This is a genomic window from Sphingobacterium faecium, assembly GCF_003054045.1.
Classification (GTDB): domain Bacteria; phylum Bacteroidota; class Bacteroidia; order Sphingobacteriales; family Sphingobacteriaceae; genus Sphingobacterium; species Sphingobacterium faecium.
Window position 1 is genome coordinate 145342 of the sequence record NZ_QBKH01000001.1, and the last position, 23756, is coordinate 169097.

At 33.5% G+C, this 23756-nt stretch carries 19 protein-coding genes; 13 read left to right on the forward strand and 6 right to left on the reverse strand.

Going from position 1 to position 23756, the window contains the following annotated elements; translation table 11 throughout:
* The first annotated feature begins 230 nt into the window (after positions 1 to 230).
* Positions 231 to 1184 (forward strand): arginase, encoded by a 954-nt coding sequence (locus C8N37_RS00640; RefSeq protein WP_108157084.1) that lies wholly within the window; start codon positions 231 to 233, stop codon positions 1182 to 1184.
* A 190-nt stretch (positions 1185 to 1374) separates the two neighbouring features.
* Here the strand turns inward: C8N37_RS00640 and C8N37_RS00645 are convergent, their stop codons facing one another.
* A complete protein-coding gene (locus C8N37_RS00645; RefSeq protein WP_108157741.1) occupies positions 1375 to 1818 on the reverse strand; it encodes a VOC family protein in 444 nt (147 codons plus the stop codon).
* Positions 1819 to 2078: 260 nt separating this feature from the next.
* Positions 2079 to 2642: a Crp/Fnr family transcriptional regulator gene (locus C8N37_RS00650; protein ID WP_108157085.1), complete on the reverse strand. Its 564-nt coding sequence runs from the start codon at positions 2640 to 2642 to the stop codon at positions 2079 to 2081.
* A 294-nt stretch (positions 2643 to 2936) separates the two neighbouring features.
* On the opposite strand from C8N37_RS00650, the gene asnB reads away from it, so the two are divergent.
* Positions 2937 to 4625 (forward strand): asparagine synthase B, encoded by a 1689-nt coding sequence (gene asnB / locus C8N37_RS00655; RefSeq protein WP_108157086.1) that lies wholly within the window; start codon positions 2937 to 2939, stop codon positions 4623 to 4625.
* A gap of 56 nt (positions 4626 to 4681) precedes the next feature.
* Here asnB and murI read toward each other — a convergent pair whose 3' ends face one another.
* Positions 4682 to 5512, reverse strand: coding sequence for a glutamate racemase (gene murI / locus C8N37_RS00660; protein ID WP_108157087.1), 831 nt, complete (start codon positions 5510 to 5512; stop codon positions 4682 to 4684).
* Between the two features lie 53 nt (positions 5513 to 5565).
* Positions 5566 to 6990, reverse strand: a complete 1425-nt coding sequence (locus C8N37_RS00665) for a glycoside hydrolase family 125 protein (protein ID WP_108157088.1) — start codon at positions 6988 to 6990, stop codon at positions 5566 to 5568.
* Between the two features lie 199 nt (positions 6991 to 7189).
* On the opposite strand from C8N37_RS00665, the gene C8N37_RS00670 reads away from it, so the two are divergent.
* Together C8N37_RS00670 and aroQ are read left to right on the forward strand one after the other, a co-directional pair.
* Positions 7190 to 8836 (forward strand): gliding motility protein RemB, encoded by a 1647-nt coding sequence (locus tag C8N37_RS00670; protein WP_244914302.1) that lies wholly within the window; start codon positions 7190 to 7192, stop codon positions 8834 to 8836.
* Positions 8837 to 8976: 140 nt separating this feature from the next.
* Positions 8977 to 9399, forward strand: a complete 423-nt coding sequence (gene aroQ, locus C8N37_RS00675) for a type II 3-dehydroquinate dehydratase (RefSeq protein WP_108157089.1) — start codon at positions 8977 to 8979, stop codon at positions 9397 to 9399.
* 64 nt (positions 9400 to 9463) lie between these two features.
* Here the strand turns inward: aroQ and C8N37_RS00680 are convergent, their stop codons facing one another.
* Positions 9464 to 11638 carry a S9 family peptidase gene (locus C8N37_RS00680; RefSeq protein WP_108157743.1) on the reverse strand — a complete coding sequence of 725 codons (2175 nt, stop codon included), beginning with the start codon at positions 11636 to 11638 and terminating at the stop codon, positions 9464 to 9466.
* 269 nt (positions 11639 to 11907) lie between these two features.
* On the opposite strand from C8N37_RS00680, the gene C8N37_RS00685 reads away from it, so the two are divergent.
* Positions 11908 to 14106, forward strand: a complete 2199-nt coding sequence (locus C8N37_RS00685) for an FUSC family membrane protein (RefSeq protein ID WP_108157090.1) — start codon at positions 11908 to 11910, stop codon at positions 14104 to 14106.
* Between the two features lie 62 nt (positions 14107 to 14168).
* Here C8N37_RS00685 and C8N37_RS00690 read toward each other — a convergent pair whose 3' ends face one another.
* Positions 14169 to 14723, reverse strand: coding sequence for a ferritin (locus C8N37_RS00690; protein WP_153196313.1), 555 nt, complete (start codon positions 14721 to 14723; stop codon positions 14169 to 14171).
* Between the two features lie 423 nt (positions 14724 to 15146).
* Here C8N37_RS00690 and C8N37_RS00695 point away from each other — a divergent pair, with 423 nt between their 5' ends.
* The 8 genes from C8N37_RS00695 to C8N37_RS00730 all read left to right on the forward strand — a co-directional run bounded on the left by C8N37_RS00695 (position 15147) and on the right by C8N37_RS00730 (position 23409).
* Complete coding sequence (locus tag C8N37_RS00695; RefSeq protein ID WP_108157091.1) at positions 15147 to 15866, forward strand: response regulator transcription factor; 720 nt, start codon at positions 15147 to 15149, stop codon at positions 15864 to 15866.
* A gap of 6 nt (positions 15867 to 15872) precedes the next feature.
* Positions 15873 to 17231, forward strand: coding sequence for a HAMP domain-containing sensor histidine kinase (locus C8N37_RS00700; RefSeq protein WP_108157092.1), 1359 nt, complete (start codon positions 15873 to 15875; stop codon positions 17229 to 17231).
* Positions 17232 to 17360: 129 nt separating this feature from the next.
* On the forward strand, positions 17361 to 17873 hold the full coding sequence (locus C8N37_RS00705; protein ID WP_108157093.1) for a hypothetical protein: 513 nt from the start codon (positions 17361 to 17363) through the stop codon (positions 17871 to 17873).
* On the forward strand, positions 17860 to 18360 hold the full coding sequence (locus C8N37_RS00710; protein WP_108157094.1) for a hypothetical protein: 501 nt from the start codon (positions 17860 to 17862) through the stop codon (positions 18358 to 18360). Before C8N37_RS00705 ends, C8N37_RS00710 begins: the two co-directional genes overlap by 14 nt.
* On the forward strand, positions 18344 to 19096 hold the full coding sequence (locus tag C8N37_RS00715; RefSeq protein ID WP_108157095.1) for a YoaK family protein: 753 nt from the start codon (positions 18344 to 18346) through the stop codon (positions 19094 to 19096). The genes C8N37_RS00710 and C8N37_RS00715 overlap by 17 nt, the downstream gene beginning before the upstream one ends.
* Positions 19097 to 19594: 498 nt before the next feature.
* Positions 19595 to 20173 carry a Crp/Fnr family transcriptional regulator gene (locus C8N37_RS00720; RefSeq protein WP_108157096.1) on the forward strand — a complete coding sequence of 193 codons (579 nt, stop codon included), beginning with the start codon at positions 19595 to 19597 and terminating at the stop codon, positions 20171 to 20173.
* 91 nt (positions 20174 to 20264) lie between these two features.
* Positions 20265 to 20705, forward strand: coding sequence for a carboxymuconolactone decarboxylase family protein (locus C8N37_RS00725; RefSeq protein WP_108157097.1), 441 nt, complete (start codon positions 20265 to 20267; stop codon positions 20703 to 20705).
* Positions 20706 to 21183: 478 nt separating this feature from the next.
* Positions 21184 to 23409: an alpha/beta hydrolase family protein gene (locus tag C8N37_RS00730; RefSeq protein ID WP_108157098.1), complete on the forward strand. Its 2226-nt coding sequence runs from the start codon at positions 21184 to 21186 to the stop codon at positions 23407 to 23409.
* Positions 23410 to 23756: the final 347 nt, after the last annotated feature.

Genomic DNA, 23756 nt, shown 5'->3' on the forward strand with positions numbered 1-23756 from the left:
TCAAAAATTTTCATCTTAAAAACAGGCTTAGAAATCACTTTCTAAGCCTGTTTTATTTTCATGAGCTCCAATTGTTTGCTCCGTATTTATTGATGTAAAATAATTATCTTTATATCAACGATTATGATTAAATTTCTATTTGAACTAGCCTTTGACAAAAGGTATTAATATGTTACCAATATACTTATTGGCAATTGATTCGAAAATATGAAAGAATTCACATGTGATATATGAAAAGATCCATTAAAATTATCAAGAATAGGTCAGATATAGGAGCGGGTACAAGAGGGTCTGATTTGGGGATTGATGCTATTGAAATTGCTGCTATCAATAAGGGAAGTCAGTACTTTCACCACTACCCATTTACGGATGTCAAAACACGAAATGATGTCGTATACGATCCTGCTCTGCATCCATTTGCAAAACGTATTAAAGAGGTTTTGAAACAATGTGGTGAAGTTGCTTCTATAGTAGAGCAAACATTAAAGGATGATTTCTTTCCTCTTGTATTTTCGGGAGATCATTCTTCGGCTATTGGCACGATTTCAGGAATAAAATCTGCATTTCCAGAAAAGTCATTAGGCGTAATTTGGATTGATGCACATGCAGATATTCATTCCCCTTACACGACACCATCTGGAAATCTGCATGGAATGCCTTTAGCTGCTACATTGGCAGAAGATAATTTATTGTGTGCTATTAATAGGATTGATGAGGAGACGAAGGAATATTGGCAAAAGTTAAAGACGTTAGGTCACATTACCGGAAAGGTCAAGTCAAGTGATCTCATTTATTTTGGTGTGCGAGATACTGAGCCTGCCGAGGATATTTTAATTAATGATTTAGAAATTAAAAATTATATCGTAGAAGAGGTTCGCAGATTATCTGTTAAAACATGTGTGCATGAGGTAATAAAAAAACTTGACGATTGTGATCTGATCTATGTTTCTTTTGATGTGGATAGTATGGATAGCGAGTTGATCTCAGATGGCACAGGTACTCCTGTTCCTAAAGGTTTTTATCCGGCTGAGGTTATTGAATTGTTGGAAGAGCTATTAAGTTTAAAAAAGGTTGTATGCTTTGAAGTCGTTGAGGTAAATCCGTTATTGGATCATAAGGGAAACAAAATGGCTGAAGTGGCTTTTGAAATATTAGAAAAAGCAACTCAAGCAATTGAAGGGTGACGTACTTTGCATTTATAATGACAATTATACTTATATTTTCACTGTTTGTAAAAAATAAAAAGAGATCAGGCTGATATATCCTGATCTCTTTAAAATATACTATGTTATAAATCTAAAAATATTATTCTTTGAATTTATTATATATAAGTCGTGTTGTTAAAGATTTGCATGATAGCAGTGATTGTTATCATTATTGCATTTTTTTATTGCCTTCAAAGTGAATCATCCATGAAATACCATACTTGTCTTGAAATGATGAATACAGTTCTGCCCAAAATTGTTCTCCCAAAGGCATTTCAATATTTTGTGCCGCCACTGTAAGTTTATTGTATAAATCTTTGGCCTCTTCAGCAGTTTGGGTGTCTAACATTAAATAAGCGTTTGTACCTGCAGTCGCTTTATGACCAAAACCTTCTATGCAGTCGGAGCCCATTAACATCACCGAATCATTGATTTTTATTGCCGTATGCATGACTTTGTCTGCGACCTCAGTAGGTAAAGGGGAGTTGGGATCTGCAGGCATATCTTTGAAGCGATACACACCTAAAGAGGTGGTGTTGAAAACAGATTGATAAAATTCGAAAGCCTCTTCGCAATTACCATTAAAATTTAAATAAGCATGTAAAATAGCCATAATTTTGTTTTTTAATTTATGTTTAATCAAAGTTAGGTGTTCCATTGACAACTGAATGTCAGTAATAAATACAATGTAATTTATTTTAATCGCATCATTCTAAATTTTTTATTTCTCAATCAAGTCCAATTATTTAAGCTGAATATATTGATTTTGCCGTTTATGGTTAAAAGTTGGTGCCATTTCTAAGTCAAAAATAATGTAAACATCGATCAATATACTTCGCATATGACAAGTAATGGTCAGGAGGATATTAAAATTTATTGTTCCTTTCGTATTCGACTTAAGGAAGTGTCTGTAATACCAAGATAAGAGGCAATATACTTTAAAGCCGCTTGTTTGATTATTTGTGGCTTGTTTTTGATGAGATTTTGATAACGCTGGGTTGCAGAGAGTGAAACCATATCAATAAAACGTTTTTTATTGGTATGCAAGGCAAAGGTCATCCAAGAACGGCCCCACTCACTAAATGTTGGGATGGTATGATATAAGGTTTGGAACGTATTGAAATCAATTTTCCATGCAGTACAGTCTGTTAAACATTGGAGATTTTCTGGAGAAGGAAATTGGAGAAAAAGCGACGTGACTTCAATAACGATATCATGATTTCCAAAAAAATCGGTCGTAATTTCATTTCCTTGGTAATCGTGGATAAAAGAACGTACCAGTCCGCTTTCCAAGATATAATATTCATGAGCTTTTTCATCTTTCCGAAGTAAAAAATCATTTTTAGAAAACTGAACGAGTTCGTGTCCCATCATGATTTTATCCAGGTCACTTTGATTAATTGCCAGGTTTTGGTAATGATGAAGTAAAGCTTTCATAATTATCTGTTTACTGTAAAATTCTTTATATGAATTTATATAAAAACAGTATAGAAAAGTAATAATGAAACCATTTATTTAAAGAAAGTGATAGGGTATCCCTATTGAAAGAGTTGTTTAAGTTTTTCATATGCATATCGATTTGTTTGTTTTAATGTGTAATTGATAAAGAAATAAATATTTTTATGTTAAATTTTCAATAAAAATTTAAAAATATTATGAATTTCATTATTATTTGTTTTACTTTGTATCAATAATTCAAGTTTGGGATAGAAACAATAAAATAACAATAATATGTGTGGTATCATAGGAGCATTTGATTTAAAGGAATCTGTAGAAATAATCAGACCTCAAGTATTAGAAATGTCAAAGCGTATACGTCATCGTGGGCCGGATTGGTCAGGTATTTATAGTTCTGATCATGCTATCTTAGCTCATGAGCGGTTAGCTATAGTAGATCCAAAATCGGGTAGTCAACCTTTATATAGTCCTGATGGGCAAGTGGTGTTGGCTGTCAATGGTGAGATCTATAATCATCAAGAACTTCGTGATAGTTTGCCTAATTATGCTTTTACTACACAATCTGACTCTGAAGTTGTACTTGCCTTATATCTAGAAAAAGGTCCACAATTTATAGAAGAGTTAAATGGAATTTTTGGTTTCGCTTTATATGACGCACGAAATGATTCATTTTTTGTTGCCCGTGATCATATGGGTATCATACCTTTATATTATGGAACTGACAGTAATGGACAGTTTTTTGTTTCATCAGAATTGAAATCTTTGGAAGGATTTTGCAATACCATAGATCAATTTCCTCCTGGACACTATATCTATAGCATTGAAAGTAAAGAACCAACAAGATGGTATTCTAGACAATGGGAGTCTTACGAGGCGGTTAAAGATGCAGAAACTGATATCGTTCGATTACGTGATGCTTTAGAGGCTGCTGTACATCGTCAATTAATGTCCGATGTACCTTATGGTGTATTATTATCTGGAGGCTTAGATTCTTCTGTTATTGCTGCTGTTACGAAGAAGTTTGCTTCAAAGCGTATTGAATCAGGCGACGAAGAAGAGGCTTGGTATCCACAGTTACATTCTTTTGCAGTGGGTTTGAAAGGAGCTCCAGATTTAATTGCAGCACAAAAAGCAGCAGATCATATCGGTACTATCCATCATGAGATCAATTTTACAATTCAAGAGGGGCTTGATGCCATTCGTGATGTAATCTATCATTTAGAAACCTACGATGTGACTACGATACGGGCTTCGACTCCTATGTACTTATTATCACGTGTTATTAAATCGATGGGTATCAAAATGGTACTTTCAGGAGAAGGGTCTGACGAGTTATTTGGAGGATACTTGTACTTTCATAAAGCACCAGATGCTAAGGAATTTCATGAAGAAACGGTTCGTAAATTGAAAAAACTATACCTATATGATTGTTTACGTGCTAATAAGTCTTTAGCCGCTTGGGGAGTAGAAGGACGTGTTCCATTCTTGGATAAAGAATTCATGGATGTGGCGATGACGATCAATCCAAAGGATAAGATGATTAAAGATGGTCGTATGGAAAAGTGGGTTTTACGTAAGGCTTTTGAAGATTATCTTCCGGAAAGTATTGCATGGCGCCAAAAAGAACAATTTTCTGATGGAGTAGGATATAGTTGGATCGATACTTTGAAAGAACAAGCGGAGGCTAAAGTAAGTGATGCAGTATTTGCTGAAGCTGCGGATAGGTTTCCGATTAATACGCCTAAGAATAAAGAAGAATTTTTATATCGTACAATATTTGAATCTCATTTTCCTTCTGAAGCGGCTGCTAAAACAGTACCTTCGGTTAAATCGGTTGCTTGTAGTACACCAGAGGCATTATTATGGGATGCTTCATTTCAAAACTTAAATGATCCTTCAGGAAGAGCTGTTGCTGCGGTGCATAATGATAGCTATGCTAAAAAAGTGGTATTGGCAGACTAATTGGATTTAAATATTGATCACATAAAAAAGACTCGGTTCCATCAGGCGAGTCTTTTTTATGTGACTTTAATGTGTTTGGCATTTATCTTTTGACCGAAAAATATCTCTGCTTTTGATTCAAAATCAAGTGGATCATCAGTTGTATAAAATTTCATAGTTCCATTTTTAGAACTTTTGAGCTCTATATCATGATGCACGTCTAAATATTTTTTCAAGCTCTTAGCAACAAGTGGTCCTTGGGAAATGATCTTGATATGATCGGGTACAAATTGTTGAATTACAGGTAATAATAATGGATAGTGTGTACATGCCAGAACGATGGTATCGATATCTAGTGATTGTTTTAATAATTGATGGATATCTTTTTCTACAAAGTATTTTGCACCTTCTGTATCAATTTCATTATTTTCAACTAGAGGAACCCAAAAAGGACAGTCATGTTGAAAAACTTCAATTTCTGGATAGAATTTATTGATTTCAATTTTATAAGATTCGGATTTCACTGTACCGGTTGTGGCTAAAATGCCTACGTGGTTGGTTTTTGTGAATTCTTTTACAATTTCTGTGGTGGGGCGTATCACTCCCAAAACTTTCTTGCCAGGAGGAAGATCATTTTGCTGAATGGATCGTAATGCTTTTGCTGATGCCGTATTACATGCCAAAATGACCAAATTGCACCCCAACTCAAATAATTTAAATACACATTGTTTAGTAAATTCATAAACCGTTTCGAATGAACGGGTGCCATAGGGAATACGAGCATTATCGCCTAAGTAGATATAATCATATTGGGGCAATTTTTTTTTGATCTCCTTAAATACGGATAAACCTCCGTATCCAGAATCAAAAATCCCTATCGGACCAATATGTTTTTTTTCTTGCTCCATAAAAAAGTGCTATAAGTGTTACCTTACAGCACTTTTAATACTATAGGGTAAAACTATATTTGTTTAAGCAAAGATGGTTTTTCTTTATAAATTTTCCATAATAATTCTCCAAATAAAGTGTTCTGCCAAGCGAACCATTTACGTGTGAAGTTTTTGGGATCATCTTTGTGAAATGATTCGTGCATAAAACCGGTATCTCCATGTGTAGCAATTAACATTTTTACACATTCTACCACTTCTTTATCATTATTTGATGTAAAAGCACGCATCATAATGGACATTGGCCAAATGAAGTCGCGACCAATATGTGGACCTCCAATTCCTTCGCCTGCTGTGCCTTTGAAGAAAAATGGATTATTATCTGATAGTATATATTGACGTGTACGTTGATAAATTGGATCTTCGACTTTTACAGCATCTAAGTAAGGTAATGAAAGCAGACTTGGCACATTGGCATCATCCATCATTAAGAATGAACCGAAACCATCAACTTCAAAAGCATAAACTTTTCCAAACTGTGGGTGATCTACTATTCCATGTTTTTGAACAGCAGACTCTACCTCATTAGCAAGAGCTTCCATCTTAGCCGCTAAGCTGTTATTATTTTTGACTTTTCTTAAGATTTCTGCTGACTGTCTTAAACTTACTATTGCAAATAGGTTAGAAGGGATTAAGAAGGAAAATATAGTTGAATCATCAGAAGGTCTAAAACTAGAACAAATTAAACCGACAGGTTTAACAGGGTATCCGTATCCATCAACTTGTAGCGTATCTGATCCACGTGGAGTAGTTCGCATAAATTTATATGGACCTAAGTTCTCTTTACGCTGCTGCTCGACAAATGTTTTGTAAATTTTCTCCTGTGCTAATTCCCATTCTTCATTGAACGGAGTTGCATCGTTTGTTTCTTTCCAGTAGTGATAGGCGAGCCTAATCGGATAACAAAGCGAATCGATTTCCCATTTACGTTCATGAATTCCAGGTTTCATATCCGTGTGGTCACTGAACCATTCTCCTTTTTTTGTTGGGTCATTATAGAATGCATTTGCATATGGGTCTATATTGATACATTTGCTTTGTTTATGAATTAAACCTGAAATTAGATTTTTTAGATTTTTATCATCTTTCATAAAAGCTAAGTACGGCCATACTTGAGCACTACTGTCTCGTAACCACATGGCATCAATATCTCCAGTGATTACATAAGTGTAATTACGGTTATTTTCGACATACGGAAATACGGTCGTGTCTAGGGTATTAGGAAGACAGTTACCAAAAAGCCAAGCTAATTCCTTATTATTTGTAGCCTTACCAAATGTTACAATAGAATTTTCAATTGCTTTACTGGAGAAAAGACGTTTATCTGCTGGAATACGCACCGTCGGGAATGAAGTCTGCATCGAAGCAAAAGATGCCTTGCTCGCAAATAATCCAGCTCCCAATACGGCTGAATTTTGAATGAATGTTCTGCGTTTCATTGTTAAATATCAAAAAGGTTATATATTATCATACTGGTTTTTATCAAATGCAAGGTAATAAAAAAAGGTTAAAACAGAAAGCAAATACGTTTTAGCATATTTTTTTTATTACCGTTAAACCTTTTAAGTGCAAAAAAAAGTGTTATTTTGTTTTTAGGAATAGATTTTGCTGTTCCATATAGTTGTTTAAAAAAATCTCATGAAAGAAAAAGTTTCATTAAAATTTATAGCATTAGCAGGGTTACTCTCTACCGCTATGCTAGGTCAAAATGAAGTCCGCGCACAAATTAAAAATCAGCCCTATTCTTATCAGTTGTCACAAAAAATGAATGATGTTTTGTATTCGCCGCAAACACGATTACATACATCATCAAAACCATTTCTTTTTAAAGATGAATTATTGGTCAAGTTTGATTCTATTCAGTCAAATCAACCTGTAGCTTCAGATAATTGGTTTATGCGCAAGCTGTTTAACGAGCACCTAATTGAAGTTTCAAAAGAAGACTATACTTTTTATGCCGATTTTTTACCTGATTTGACTATCGGAAAGGATATGATGGGAGATAAACGTCGTACTTGGATGAATTCTAGAGGTTTTCAAGCCGGCGTTACATTGGGTGAAAAATTCACATTCTATACGAGTGCAACTGAAAATCAAGCCGTATTTCCTCAATATCTGAGTGATTATATTGATGAAAAAAGAGTAGTAACTGGACAGGGTACTACGAAATTTGGTTCTGGAAATGAAAAGGATTGGATGAATGCAACAGCAAGTTTGACTTATGACTTTAGTAAGTATTTTCAAGCAACTGTAGCATATGATAAGAATTTTATTGGAGATGGATATCGGTCTCTTTTATTGTCTGATTTCTCTTCAAATTATACACATTTAAAATTTACAGGTACCATTGGTCATGTTCAGTATACTTCGGTTTGGGCGTATATGAATGATCCAACCAATAAAAGGTCAGATCAATTTGGTGCTACTGATCGCTACGGAGATGGAAAGAAGTGGGGTGTATTTCAATATATAGATTACAACGCTACAAATAGATTTTCTATTGGTTTCTTTCAAGCGATTACATGGGCAAATCAAGATGCCGCAGGTAAAAGAGGTTTTGATTTCACTTATATAAATCCTGTGATGTTTTTGCGTCCTGTTGAATCCAATAATTCGAGTTCTCCAGACAAAATGTTTCTAGGATTGAATTCAAAATATAAAGTACTAAAAAATGTAACAGCCTATGGACAGTTCCTCTTAGGTGAATTTACGGCTAAAGAATTTTTTGCTGGAAAGGGTTATGTACATAATAAGTGGGGTGCTCAATTTGGTGTAAGAGGTTACGACATATTTGAGGTGAAAAATTTAAACTTTTTATTCGAGTATAATACGGCTAGACCTTATACGTATGCCCATTTTGATTCTGGTTCGAACTATAGTAATAATGCTGAACCTCTTGCACATCCTTTAGGTGCTAATTTTAGAGAGATCGTTGGTATTGCTAATTATGCTTGGAAGAGATTTGATTTTTCTGCACAGCTCAATTATAATCAAAAGGGTTTAGATCCTGAAGATGGTACGAATATGGGTGGAGATATTTTTCAATCCTACCGCACTTTTCCTAATCGATATGGTAACCACATCGGTCAGGGGATAAAAAGCCAAGTTGTATATGCAGATGCAAAAGCAGCTTATGTCTTGAATCCTAAATATAACCTTAGGTTTGAGATCGGATATTCACAACGCTATCAAAAGATTGAATATGATACTCCTCTAAAACATAAGTCTGGCGTATTTAGTATCGGTCTCCGTTCGAGTTTTAGATCATTATACAGTGATTTTTAATCTGCAGTCCATTATCGATAACAGGATATCTGCTCAATAAAGTTGTGCATATTTCAAATTAATGTTATCGTTTATCATCATAAGTGAACGTAATCTAAGAAAAACAAGTAGGGCTAGCGAGCTCAGTAATAATTATCCTGATGAAAAAAATATTAATCCTTAATGGACCTAATCTAAACTTATTAGGCGTGCGCGAAACATCCATTTATGGGGCGCAAGATTTTGAAACTTATTTTTCAACATTGAAAAGTAAGTATGATGTTGTCGAGCTTAGTTATTTTCAAAGTAATACCGAAGGATTTATTATTGATAAATTACATGAAGTTGGTTTTGAATTTGACGGAATTGTACTCAATGCGGGGGCCTACACGCATACTTCTGTTGCTATCGCTGATGCGATTGCAGCAATTAACACAGCAGTAATTGAGGTACATATTTCTAATGTACATACGAGAGAAACATTTAGGCATCATTCTTACTTAGCTAAAAATTGTGTAGGGGTTATCTGTGGTTTTGGTTTAGATAGTTATCGACTCGGGATAGAGGCACTTCTTGCCCGTTAAATAGTAATAAGTATAAAAAAATCCCCTTGATCAATGATCAAGGGGATTTTTTTATACTTATTTTTTATTTCTTCAAATGAAGATCGAAGTATCTTGCAATTTTTTCATACATATGAATTCGGTCTTTTCCTGAAACATTGTGTTCATGAGTAGGGTAGAGGAAATAATCAACTTGTTTTCCAGCTTTGATACAAGCTTCTACAAACTCCATACTATGTTGTTGTACTACGACAGGGTCTTGAGCTCCGTGAATAATCAATAAATCGCCTTTTAATTGATCTGCTTTGTCAATGAGTGAGCTCAACTTATAGCCCTCTGGATTTTCTTGAGGCATATCCATATACCGCTCACCATACATGACTTCATAGTATTTCCAATCCATTACTGGACCTCCTGCAACAGCTGCTTTAAAGATATCGTTGTGGTGTATCATAAATGATGTTGTCATGAATCCACCAAAGCTCCAGCCGAATATACCCATCTTGCTTTGATCAACAAATGATTTGGATTTCAAATATTCTATGCCTTTCATTTGATCAGCCATTTCTGCCTGTCCAAGTTGACGATGTGTTGCGGTTGCAAATGCACGTCCGCGAGCGTCCGTACCTCTATTATCCATGGTGAATACGATGTAACCTTGTTGCGCCATATACATATCAAAATAACCTGCACCGCCTAACCATTTATTCGTTACTAATTGAGAGTGAGAACCTCCATAAAGATAATACATGACAGGATACTTCTTATTTGCATCAAAATCATTAGGATAGATGATACGTCCTGTCAATGGTGTTACACCATCTGCAGAGGTTAAAGTGATAAATTCTATTTTTGGAGGATTGATCTTACCTAAAAAGGGGTTTGTTGATTCGACTACTTTATCTACTTTACCAGATTTTGTTCCTTTTATTTGAACAATATTAGGAGTGGTTAGATTACTGAATTGATCTAAGATGTAAGTGCCATCACTGTTTACTTTAGCGTTGTGTGTACCCGTACCCTGTGTTAACTGTATTGTTTTTCCAGTTTTTAGCTCTACTGAAAATAGTTGTCGATCTAATCCATCGTTTGTAACGCCAGTATAATAGAGTAAATCTCCTTTGGGAGAAAAATCGCCTAATTGTTGTACAATAAGATTTTGATGTCCCAGTTTTTTGATCAACTTACCATCAGTGTTGTACAGGTAAAGCTGATTAAAACCTTCTCTGTCTGATTGATAGATAAATTGTTTTGGGTTATTGGGTAAAAATAATAAATCATTTTGAGGTTCTACCCACGTGGAAGCTGTTTCTTCAAACAGTGTTTTGATAAAACGACCATCTTGTGTATTATACTGATTTAATTTTAGATGGTTTTGTTCCCGATTTAATACTCCAACGTAAATATATTTTCCAGATGGATCCCAAGTGACGGCTGTTAAAAACTGTTCTTTTGGTTCTCCAGTGGATAATGTTACTTTTTGATTTGTTTGGGTATCATAAATGACTAAGGTAACTTTCTCACTTTTCATGCCTGCCATGGGATAGCGAATATCCTTTACAGAAGCTACCCGAGTATCCCACTGTATTAAAGGGTATTTGCTCACCATCGTTTCATCTTTCCGGTAGTACAATAGTTTGTCATTTTGAGGATTCCACCACATGCCTTTTTTGATGCCAAATTCTTGTCTATGCGTATAGTCACTGCCGTTTAGAATACCATCTATTGTATCTTTTGTCACACTGGTTAATTGTCCAGTAGCTTCTTTGATTTGAATATTATTATCAATTAAGTATGCTACTTTACTATAATCTGTAGTATATTCCTGATTTGTTGCTGTGGCATCTGATGCGAGTAGATGGACTATTTTTTTATTTTTTATATCAAATGCAATGTGATATTGTGCTTGTTTTGTATGAAGTGAAAAACTGATTGTATTGGCATCTTCCCATTTATAGTCACTGGGAAAGATCTGCAAATTAATCCGATCATTTTGAAGTTTTGTTTGCAAAGCACTTTGTAATTCGGCTTTACTTAGGATGATCTCTTCCGCTCCATTATTCGAAGCACTTTTTTGAACTAAATTTTGATAACCTTTGTCCAAATAACTGAAGTTATTGCTATTGGGTACCCAGTTACTGCTTACAAGAGCTGTAGGTGCATATGTACGGGGGCCAAAGACTGTCTCTTCTATATTCAAGTTGCGCTGACCATAAGCCATTGAACTTGCTAATAATAAAAGTAGCGTTAGTTTTTTCATTCTTTTAACGATTTTTTTGTCTAAAATTATTGTTTTCTTTTGACTATTTCTCATTTCCATTACAAACATATCCATTTTATAGGAAATATAAGATGTCGAATTTTGGTGTAAAACGATATTTTATATATGTTTTGTTTAGTTTTATAAACTTTATAGTAGATGAAAATTTCTTTTTGTAGTATTAAATTTGGTACTTTTGCAAAAGTTAAATGATGAGCATAAGCATAATCTTTAATCGACATATTTCCACATTAATAATATAATTTATATTGCGTGATCGTATAGAAAAAGTATGGCAAAAGACACGGTTTTTCGTTAATAGCCAACCGTTTCATGAAGGATTAAAAATTACTATTGCTGTCCTGATTCCAGTTCTCGTGTTCACTTTTTTTGGTCAATTGCACCATGGTGTAACCTTGGGTATAGGTAGCATTATAGCAAGTACTCCAGATTTGGTCGGTCCCTATCGTGAGCGCCGTCAATCTTTGTTTATCAATGTTATAGTTATTTTCGCGATGAGTATGCTTACACGCATATTACCTTTTTCAGATTTTTTCTTGGGTCTATTTATGGCTTTCTTTTCTTTTGCGGCTTGTATGTTGACTGTTTTTGGTATAAGGGCGATGGGCATTGGTGCATCTTGTTTATTAGCGCTATTTTTTAGCTTGACGTTGACCCATGAAAGTAGTCATCCTATTACAGAAGCTTTATTGCTCACTGCTGGTGCAATTTGGTATATGATTTTTGTATTAGTCCTAAGACACATGAGACCATATCGTGTTAGCCAGCAAGTTTTAGCAGAATGTGCTTACAAAATAGGTAGCTTACTTCGTATTAAGGCTGATTTTTTTGATGCTAATACTGCTATTGCAAAGACGCATAAACAAGTTATTCAAATCAATATGGTATTAAATCAACGTCAGGAAAATGTCCGTGAGGTTTTGTTTTCTGCAGCGACCGAGAAGCAATTTGCAAGTTATCAATATAAACAGCTTACCTTTATTTTCGCAACATTGATGGAATTGTTTGAGAGAATTAATGCTTCCCATCATGATTATTATCAGATTCGTGAAAAATATGGACATACCAAGGTGTATCAAGTCATTCCTGAATTATTGATTAGTTGTGCCCAAGAATTAGAGCGATTGACCACTCCAATTAGTTTGCTAAAATCGCCAAAGAATGCTATTCAATTTACAGGCCTATGGGATAATGCATATGCAGAAATTATTGCTCTTGAAAAGCAAGAAGGAGGGACAACAATTGTGTTGAAAAAGATACTTGTTAATATCAGGTATGTGATGCAAAAAATAAGAGAGGTCCATCGTATTTTATCTAAATCTGAAGAAGTTCATGATCACTCTGAGCTGATCGCACAGAAAGAGCGTTTCTTTAGGCAAAGGACATTTTCATGGCCAATACTGCAAGCGCACCTGAACTTAAAGTCACCAATTTTTAGACATTCTCTTCGTGTGGCTATTGTGATGTTGATTGCTTTTGTGATTACCAAAGCGCTGCCGATTTTCTTCCCTGATTACATTGCCTTAACAAAGCATAGTTTTTGGATTTATATTACTATTATTGTGATCTTACGTCCAGGTTTTAGTTTAAGTAAGCAACGGAGTATTGATAGGTTAAAAGGATCATTTTTAGGTGGCCTCTTGGGTCTCTTAAGTATTTTCTTGATTACAAATAGTTATGTACTGCTTGGCTTAATGTTGGTGTATATGCTTTTAACATTTACTTTTTTAAGGAGTAAATATGTTTATGGTTCATTTTTTCTAACTGCTTTTTTTCTTATTGCCTACTATTTCTTTACAGGAGTAGATGATTTTGGAATTCTCCTATTGAAAGAACGCTTATTAGATACTTTAATTGGCTGTGTTCTGTGTTTTTTATCTTTTCATCTTATTTTTCCGACATGGGAAAGTGATTCGGTAAAGAGTTATTTAAAAAATGTCATACATTCTAATGTTCATTTCTTATCCATTTGCTTTCGTAAACTGTCGGGCGATCATATTGATATTGCAGATTATAAAGTCGCTCGCAAAGAAATTTATCTGAGTTTGGCGGAGTTGAATGCCTTAAATGAAAGAATTCTAAATGAACCTATATATCAGCGCCCATTTACTAAAGAATTAAATGATTTTTCAATTTTTACACATCAGTTGATTTCTTATGCAATGGCATTTACCCATATGATTGATCATCGCTCAACTTTGAATTTTCATGATGAGCACGAACGGTTGATGAATAAAATTCTTTTAAAATTAAAAAAAACATATGCTTTATTTGAGACTGAATTATTAGAAATTCTTCCTTTGAAGTCCTCGGTCTCTCGATCGTATGTGCTCAATCAGAGTGATGAGCTATTAATTAAAGAACAATTGCAGCTTATGCTTGGGCTTGTGGAGAAATTGTATCATAATTCATTGGATATCTCTTTATTGGCCAAGAGGTCGCTATAGGTATTTATAGAGTAATAAAAAAGGATAGCTTACGTATAATTTGCTACCCTTTTTAACATATTTTAAGCTAGTGGATTAATTTCATCTGCAACTGGAAATTCCTGACCAGTATTACCAATTAGTTTATTTAACTCAAAGCGAGCATTGTCTGTCATATCTCTGCCTCCAGCTAACTTAGCTTTATCTAATAAGTCCAATGCAAGTTTTTCTTCTTCACGTTGTTCATTAACAAGCCATTGAAGGAAATTCCATGTCGCCCAATCGCCTTCTTGCATGCTTAAATTTACTATTTTATAAATTGATTCGGTATTTTCTATTTCTTGTTGCAATACCATTTCAAAGCACTCTAAAATATTGGTAGGCTCGGGTTCGGGTTTTTTTATTGCATCAATTTTTACAGAGCCACCTCTTTCTTGTATATATTCTATTATTTTAGCCATATGCACTCTTTCCTCTTGGGAATGTTTCATAAGGAATGAATTGATTCCATCTAATCTATTGTCATCTGCCCAGCAGGCTAACATGAGATATACTTGAGCAGAATATGCTTCCAATGTAATTTGATCATTTAAAGCTTGACAAAGTGTCTGAGATAATCGATTGGTTGTTATTGCCATTTTATTAAGATTTAAGCACCGCACATTTTTAAATGTGAGTATGTGTAATAGATATTATTTTAGTTGGCACATCATAAAATGTATTCCAATTGTTAAAACAACAATTTGGACATAAAAATGTTTGGAAATAACTTTAGTTCAGCTATGGAATTGTGTATAACGGAATGAGGTATTGATATAAAAAATTAATAAGTATTTGTCAAAAATTTAGTTATATGCCTATTCTCAATTTAAAATTATGGCGCAAATATTATTAAAGTATCTTAATCAAAGTTTTTAAAATTTATCTTTCTCATAAGATCAAGTTTTATAAAGTATGATTATCTAGTTGGTTATGATCTAGTTTTAAAATTTGTGTCAAAGCCATCAAAAGCTTATTTTTATGCTTTTAATAATTCAAGAGCTAATTAAATATAGCATAAAATGAGTGTAGAACAACAAAAAATTATCTTGGTTGAAGATGAACAAGGCGTAGCAGATCTGATTGTTCAAGGTTTAGAGGAGGATGGTTACCGAGTAATACATTTAAATAATTCGGAAGGATTAGAAGTACTACTTTCAACTCAGGATATCTCACTTGTTCTCTTGGATATTTTATTACCCGGTACTAATGGATTGGAGATCTGTAGACAGATACGATTTTGGGGATATACTGATCTTCCTGTGATGATGCTGACTGCTTTAGGGACTCCAGAAAATGTTGTACTTGGTTTGGATAATGGTGCAGATGACTATTTATCTAAACCATTTAAATTAATCGAATTAAAAGCCAGAATACGATCTTTGATACGTCGTAAACATTCTATTATTCAGGCGACACAGAAAGATCAGGATCATACTCAAGAATACAAATATGGATTTTTGAAAATAGATGATTATAAAAAGGTCGCTTATTGTGATGGTCAGGAATTGAATCTGACAAGTACCGAATATCGATTACTTTTATTATTTATACAAAGTCCTAAAAAAGTATTTGAACGTAGTTTGCTTCTGGATAAGGTGTGGGGGATTAATTTTGATATCGGATCCAATGTAGTGGATGTTTATGTTAATTATTTGCGTAAAAAAATAGAAAAAGTAACCTCTAAAAAAGCCATTCATACTGTGATCGGTATGGGCTATGTGTTAAAAATAGAAGACTAAAATCTGATGCATAATTATAACAGAAAACTTATTTATCTTATTGCCATATTGGTTATTTATGTCAGTTGTTTTGTTGGTTTTATTTTTTATTCCATTTCAAATTTTGCTTTTACAGATTTTTATAAAAGATTGGATCTGAGGCGAAATATAGCTGCAGAAAAGTTCCTGAATATCAATAATGCGTTGCAAAGTAATCAATGGAGTCTAGATTTTATTGAAGATTTGAATAATCAACATGAATTTCTTGTTGAGTTTGACGCAAATGAAAATATATTGAACAGTCATGGCTTTAATCATGAAATATGGAGTAAAATCAATAAGAAGGGAATTTCTAATTTCAAAGTTGACAACCAATTTTATTCTACTAAATTTTTCACCAAGGATAAACGAAACTTTATCATTGGGGCTTCTGCGGAAAATTATTTTTATACCCATCATCTTGCTTACTTAAGGAATTTGTTGATTATTAGTTTAGTCTTAGGCATATTATTTATATTAGTCGTGTCTGTATTTATGAAAAGGTCCTTTTTGAAACCTATTCTTACAATGATGAAGGAGGTACAACAGATTGGTTCTGAAAATCTGGATAAAAGATTGGATGAGGTTAAATATAAAGGGGAACTCAAAGATTTAGCAAGTACTTTTAATAATATGCTAACACGATTAGAAACCTCATTTGAAACGCAAAAAAACTTCATTAGTAATGCATCACATGAGCTTAATACTCCTCTAACCTCTATTATTGGTCAGGCAGATTTAGCGCTTTCTAAAGAGCGAAGTCAAGCAGAATATCAAAGAACGCTTTTGAAAATTATTGAATCTGCAGAGCATTTAGAAAAAAAGACAAAGGCTCTTCTTTTGCTGGCACGTACTGGATTTGTTAGTAATTCATCTTCATTTGGTCCTATCAGGATTGATCAGGTTATAATGGATGCAGAATTGATGGTCAAAGCGATCAATGATAAGTTTAGGATAATCACCGATTTTGATCTTTTACCAGATGATAGTATGCGTCTTAAAGTTAGTGGAAATGCAATTTTACTTCAGTTAGCCTTGTCTAATATCATCAGCAATGCTTGTAAATATTCTAGTAATCGAACGGCCTATATTGCTTTAGGTGCTTTGGATAAAAAAGTGTTTATCCTAATAAAAGATGAGGGAATAGGTATTCCTTCAGAGGATTTGCAACATATCTATGATCCCTATTTTCGGGCATCTAACACTGATGGGATTGACGGGTATGGTATTGGATTACCATTGGCCAGAAATATCATTAAGTTACATGAAGGTTCATTAAAGGTAACTTCTATTGTAGGGAAGGGCACTACTGTTGAGATTGAATTACCTACTTTTCTTAAATTTTAATCTCATTTTAATCTTTATAATGATTCTAATCTCATTTTAATACGGGCTTTGATATTCTAATTAAAAGCTAATTTCAACTTCATTCCATTGCAATCTCTGTCTTTTAACTTTGTATTAAAAGTAAAAGGCATGAAAAAACGTATATTGATTCCGAGTGATTTCACGATAGATTCGCTATTTTTTGTTATACAGACCATCGAACAGTCGAAAGCGAATGAATTGGAAATCATATTGGTATATGGCAACAGAAGTAGTACTTCAATTACTGAACTGTTGGGAATTACCCTCGAAGATCATTTAAAGGAACTCCATTCTGAAGATTTTATTAAAGCTTGTCAAATGATCTGTCATCGATATGAAGATCGTAAACTCAATATATATACCGATATCATCGGTACGGAGAATGCCAATTACTTACACAACTATTTGAAGGGTGCTGCGATTGACGAAATCAGAGTACCATCAAATTATGCATTTGAAAAAAGAACAAAACAGTTTTTTGATGTTGGAAAGGCTCTGTTACGTTTAAACGAACGTAAACGAGGTCGTGTTGGGATCATCCAAAAGACCGGGGCAGAGAAAATTGAACGAAATGTTTTATCAGATTTATTCTTTAACAAAAAATGGGATGTCAATTATTAAAAGAAAAATATTATCAAGATTTAATTTCATCTTTCTCGCCTTACTTCTGTTTGTCGCGACGACGATGGTCATGTTTTATGAAAGTCCAGAACGTATGCTGGAAGGTGAGTGGGTAGAGCAGGGCTGGTATTTTGAAAAAGTGGAAAATAATCCATCATTTAAAAAACAAGCTATTATACATGATGAAATAAAAACAGCGGCTATAGCACATCTTCCACCTCTTCAAGATGGTTTGTGGCATTTCGAAAGAAGTGGAAATGATAATTATGTTGCTCATCATGAGGATAAAAGATACAACTGGTTTTTAAAGGGAAGAGGGCATATTCTTGAATTGCGTAAAGACGATAAACTTGTTGAGAGTTTTGTTATCCATGAATTGAATAGAAATGAATTGATCCTATATCTTAATTTGGATCTTCAAGCCAAAGGTATTGCACGTATAGTATTGAAAAAAGGAGGAAGAGTAAATTATGCTGAGAAAATATAGTAATCATCGTACGGTACAGGACAATATAAAGTTGGGTGCATTGACTGCTTTTTCAGCGGGAATGGTCAATGTCGCATCGGTCATTGTATTCTTTTCGTTCACTTCAAATGTGACCGGATATTATGCGATTTTTGCACAAGAGATTACTAAAGGAAATTGGTACCAAGGCGCTGTTGTTTTGTTTTGGATTCTACTATTTCTTGTTGGTAGTATGCTTTCAAATATGATCATCATCCACGGAAAGGGACGCTTTAGCACTTATTTGACACATTCTATTCCATTAGGATTAGAGATATTAAGTATTTTATTTGTGGGGATCTATTTAGATTTTTTTTATAAAGACTCTTTACAAGAGACAGAAGTATTGGTGGGGGCTTTGCTTTTTGCCATGGGATTGCAGAATGGTCTGACTGCTACTATTTCCAATTTTGTAGTGAAAACAACTCATTTAACAGGGCTTACGACAGATTTAGCGATATTAATATCGATGTTTACAAAAGAATCTAATCGGCACAATAAGGCATTGGTTGACAAGTTTCATTTGCTTCTTAGCATTGTTGTATCTTATGTAGCTGGTGGATTGATCAGTGGATTGTCTTTTGCATTTTTAACATATAAAACATTTTATGTTGTTTGCTTTGTTTTACTTATTATTGGTTTTTATGACTATTATAAGCTCTACATTATTAAAAAACAGTACTTACAACGGCATCGCCAAGATCCTGTTTCTGTATAGGTTTTCTACCTCAAGTGATGTGCTTAGTAGATTAATTAATTAGATTTTATTTTTAGCTATATTTTCAATTTTGCTTGTTGTAATTAGCGAAGTGTGCTAATCAATCGATTCATTTTAAGGAGTTGTGAAGGAGTACAACTGGCATTTTAGCACAAGTATTATTAAAGATTTTCGTTGACTACAAGAAAATGTATTACACAACGAACTGTTCAGTATAGTAAAATAATACTAGTAATCATCCAATCGCAACATGCGATAAAATAATTTTTTCAAAGACTTTAATACGAGTAGTTTATTATATTTTATATTTTTTTGAAGTGGTTTGTCAGACCTTTACATACCATCTTGTAGCCCTCGTATCTTTCTATACTTATTTTTTTATATATATTGTGGATTAATAAAATAAACTAGTCTTGCTGTATAAAAATCAAGCTGGTTACATGATGAATGGTATTTTAATTATAGAATTATGATTATTTTTATAATTTTTACCATAGAATGGAATTATTATTAAACCATATAAAGAAATTTATTGAATTAAATGATGATCAGATATCCCATATTTGTAATTCATTTTACATCATAACCGCACCTAAAAGAAAACTAGTTTTAAATGAGGGAGAAATGTGTACTCACCTTTACTTTGTAGTAAAAGGATGCTTACGGATGTTCTATTTTGATGAGAAAGGGGTGGAACAGACAGTACAATTTGCTTTGGAAAATTGGTGGATGACAGATATTGATGCTTTTAATAAGAGAGAAAAGTCCATATTTTCTATTCAAGCGATTGAAAAAACGACTTTAATAGGGATTCGTAAAATTGATTTTGATCTTTTGCTTACCGATCATCCAAGCCTAGAGAAATATTTTAGAATGATTTATGAAAGAGCCTATTCTGCTTCACTTTATCGTATGAAATACGCCAGATCATCAAAAGAGGACTTTTATTATTTGTTTTGTTCTAAATATCCTGATTTTATACAACGTGTGCCTCAAAAATTGTTAGCTTCATTTTTAGGTTTTACGCCTGAATATTTGAGTGAATTACGGAAAAAGAATAGTAAAGTTAGGCCGTAATTACTTTCTTAAACCAGCTTAAGTTTTTTAGAAGATGAAATTCTGAATTTTGATGTTATCATCATTGATCACAATTTAAATAATCGAAAAAATGGAAACTCGAATTAAAATTCAGGAGGTACAACCTGCAGCATGGAAAGCAATGTATGGTTTATCAAATTATTTGACTCATACTGATTTAACGAAATTACAGATGGCACTCATTAAAACTAGAGCTTCACAAATTAATGGATGTGCTTTTTGTATTGATATGCATACCAAAGATGCTATAAAAAACGGTGAAACTGCCCAACGTATCTTTTTACTTAATGCATGGAATGAAACAGATCTTTTTACTGATGAAGAAAAAGTCCTGCTTGCTATAACTGAGGAAATAACCTTAATCAGTAAAAATGGCTTAACGACGAAAACTTATAATCAAGCTAAGTTGTATTTTTCCGAAGAAGTAATTGCACAGATCATCATGACAATAGTGATCATTAATAGCTGGAACCGGATTGCAATCAGTACTCAAATGCCTGTAGAAATTTAATTGTTATTTGAACTATCAAAAAACTATTATTCTGTAATTAATTTTAGAATAGTAGTTTTTTGATAGTTCCTTTTTTATAATCGAATAATATTTCTTTTTTGATTGTTTATATTGAATTGTATCTGTTTCTTTTTATTAAATCATTGTTAATTTTAATTATTGAAGATTTTCAACTGAAATAATTGTTCAAATCATCTATTATTACATTTCGATTGCCAATATAGTAATGAATTTTTATAATTATGTCTATATTAAAGTGTCTATTTTTAGCATTTAAGATGTTTTTTACCATTTTTATGGTTTTATTTAATCTTTAACAATACAATGAACATCTAAACGCTATAGGTAGCTGTTGCAGCTTAATTTAGATATTTTTAAAATAAGTTGTAACATAACGTAAAAACAGGCGACTAACAATAAAATAACTTAATGAATTATGAAGCAGATTTTTTATACAATTGTATTAATAATTTTGAGTATGTCAAATACAAATGCACAAATTAAAGGTGATTGGACAGGCACTTTAGACTATCAAGGAACCGCTGTCGCTATTATTTTTCATTTAACAGAGACTAATGGAGCGGTTCAAGGTACTATGGATGTTCCTCTTCAGGGAGCTGTAGGTATTCCGTTAACTTCAGTAACTTTTGAAAACAATCAGCTGGCTTTGAATATCGAGCAGGCTGGAATCAAATATGAAGGAACATTGGAGAATAGTAAAATCACTGGCACGTATAGTCAAGCTGGTGTTAAACTACCTTTGGTTTTAGCTAAAACGATGATTACTAAGCCTGGTGATACCACACTCGTGTCCACTAAAACACAATTAGCAGAACTTATAGCCTTAGATAAGGGTAATCATAAGTATCAGGTCGCGGATTATTTTGCTAAACCTAAACTTTCATCTTTTCAATTGTCACCAAATGGTAAGTACATTTCTTATCGTGAAAAGGATGACAAGAATAAACGCCACGTGATGGTTAAGGAAGTCAAAACTGGCAAAATAATTCGTGCGATCGAAGAGAAAGATGAACTAATTCGTGGTATGGGATGGATCAATGACGATCGTTTGGTCTATGTCATGGATCAAGGTGGTAATGAGAACTACCACCTATATGCGATTAATATTGATGGAAGCAATAATATAGATCTGACTCCTTTTGAGAATGTGCAAGCTTCTATCTTGAATATGCTAAAAGAGCAAAAAGACTATATTATTATCCAGATGAATAAAGATAATAAGCAAGTATTTGAGCCTTACAAAGTAAATATTAATACAGGAGCTTTAGAAAAACTATTTACAAACGAAGACCCTGCAAATGCCATTGTCGGATATGATTTTGATAAAGATGGTAACCTTCGTGGATATAGCAAAATGCTCAATGGTATCAATACCCAATATTTCTATAGACCACAAGGAGCTACAAGTTTTGAATTGTTTCATACGACCAAGTGGGATGAAACATTCAATGTTGTCTCATTCAATTATGCTTCAAAAAATCTTGATGAAGCTTATGTATTGACCAATTTGGATTCTGATAAATCAAGAATTGTTTTGTACGATCTTAAGAATAAGAAAATAATCAAGGAAATTTATTCCAATGAAGAGTACGACGCGAATCTAATTTCGTTATCGAGAAAACGAAATTGGGAGATTGACTTCGTCGGTTATGAAGGTGAAAAAGTTATAATCAAACCCATCAGCGAAACATTCAAAAAAATATATAATAACTTAGATAATCAGTTTAAAGGTTATGAGTTTTCCATCTCTGGAAAAACAGATCAAGAAGATCAATTACTTGTAATTGTTCAAAGTGATAAATTATATGGACGCTATTACCATTACGACACTAAGAGCGGAAAAGCAACATTATTGGTTGATTTGATGCCGCAATTGAAAGAGGAGGATATGGCGGTGATGCGTCCAATCTCTTTTAAATCCCGAGATGGTTTAACACTACATGGATACATTACTTTGCCAAAAGAAGCCCTTGACGGCAAGCGAGTACCTTTGATTGTCAATCCTCATGGAGGACCACAAGGTATACGCGATAGTTGGGGATTCAATCCCGAAACTCAGCTTTTCGCAAGTCGTGGATACGCTACGCTTCAAGTCAATTTCCGTATTTCTGGTGGTTATGGAAAGGATTTTCTTCGTGCTGGTTTTAAACAAATTGGACGTAAAGCGATGGATGATGTAGAAGATGGAATACAATATGTCATCGATCAAGGGTGGGCTGACAAAAGCAATGTTGCGATCTATGGCGCAAGTCATGGAGGATATGCCGTATTACGTGGACTAGCTAAAACACCTAATCTATATAAAGCGGGCGTAGATTATGTCGGAGTTTCTAATATTTTTACGTTGATGAGCTCTATTCCGGAATATTGGAAACCGTATAAAGAAATGTTGTATGAGATTTGGTATGATCTAGATAAAGAAGATGAAGCAGCTATAGCAAAAGAAGTTTCTCCAATTTTCCATATTGATGCGATCAAATCACCATTATTTGTAGTTCAGGGAGCAAATGATCCACGTGTCAAAATTGCCGAGGCTGATCAGATTGTAAAAGCATTGCGTGATAAAGGAGTAGATGTACCTTATATGGTTAAATATGATGAAGGTCATGGATTTGGTAAAGAGGAGAACCAAATTGAATTTTATAAGGCCATGATGGGATTCTTTAGCAAGCATCTTCATTAATAAATATACTATGTAAAAGATTAGGAAAGCTGTCTACTCAATAGGAGGGGCAGCTTTCTTTTTTATCATTATTTTGTGATCTCTTAAGACAAAGGCATTTCATTTATTTCTAAAATGCAGTATGTTGGAAATATACACGATACATCATATTTGCTCAGGACAAGTAATCGGAGCATATCCAAAATGATAAAATTTGAGCATATATTGATACGAAGTAGCGATTGATTTAAAATTTTTAAAGCGTTATTTGACTAATAAAATTAAGCTATACTTTTTAGAATCATAATACTCCTTGAATAACTTATTTTCTTGAGGTATTGGCTTATTTGAATTTAATAATATGTTTT

Coding starts and splice junctions, on each gene's coding strand:
- murI (WP_108157087.1), bottom strand. CDS start 5,512: ATGGAGCAAGAAAAAAAACATATTGGTCCGATAGGGATTTTTGATTCT.
- C8N37_RS00680 (WP_108157743.1), bottom strand. CDS start 11,638: ATGAAAAAACTAACGCTACTTTTATTATTAGCAAGTTCAATGGCTTAT.
- C8N37_RS00705 (WP_108157093.1), top strand. CDS start 17,361: ATGAAAAAACGTATATTGATTCCGAGTGATTTCACGATAGATTCGCTA.
- C8N37_RS00690 (WP_153196313.1), bottom strand. CDS start 14,723: ATGGCAATAACAACCAATCGATTATCTCAGACACTTTGTCAAGCTTTA.
- C8N37_RS00640 (WP_108157084.1), top strand. CDS start 231: ATGAAAAGATCCATTAAAATTATCAAGAATAGGTCAGATATAGGAGCG.
- C8N37_RS00725 (WP_108157097.1), top strand. CDS start 20,265: ATGGAAACTCGAATTAAAATTCAGGAGGTACAACCTGCAGCATGGAAA.
- asnB (WP_108157086.1), top strand. CDS start 2,937: ATGTGTGGTATCATAGGAGCATTTGATTTAAAGGAATCTGTAGAAATA.
- C8N37_RS00710 (WP_108157094.1), top strand. CDS start 17,860: ATGTCAATTATTAAAAGAAAAATATTATCAAGATTTAATTTCATCTTT.
- C8N37_RS00670 (WP_244914302.1), top strand. CDS start 7,190: ATGAAAGAAAAAGTTTCATTAAAATTTATAGCATTAGCAGGGTTACTC.
- C8N37_RS00730 (WP_108157098.1), top strand. CDS start 21,184: ATGTCAAATACAAATGCACAAATTAAAGGTGATTGGACAGGCACTTTA.
- C8N37_RS00645 (WP_108157741.1), bottom strand. CDS start 1,818: ATGGCTATTTTACATGCTTATTTAAATTTTAATGGTAATTGCGAAGAG.
- C8N37_RS00700 (WP_108157092.1), top strand. CDS start 15,873: ATGCATAATTATAACAGAAAACTTATTTATCTTATTGCCATATTGGTT.
- C8N37_RS00695 (WP_108157091.1), top strand. CDS start 15,147: ATGAGTGTAGAACAACAAAAAATTATCTTGGTTGAAGATGAACAAGGC.
- C8N37_RS00665 (WP_108157088.1), bottom strand. CDS start 6,990: ATGAAACGCAGAACATTCATTCAAAATTCAGCCGTATTGGGAGCTGGA.
- C8N37_RS00650 (WP_108157085.1), bottom strand. CDS start 2,642: ATGAAAGCTTTACTTCATCATTACCAAAACCTGGCAATTAATCAAAGT.
- C8N37_RS00720 (WP_108157096.1), top strand. CDS start 19,595: ATGGAATTATTATTAAACCATATAAAGAAATTTATTGAATTAAATGAT.
- aroQ (WP_108157089.1), top strand. CDS start 8,977: ATGAAAAAAATATTAATCCTTAATGGACCTAATCTAAACTTATTAGGC.
- C8N37_RS00715 (WP_108157095.1), top strand. CDS start 18,344: ATGCTGAGAAAATATAGTAATCATCGTACGGTACAGGACAATATAAAG.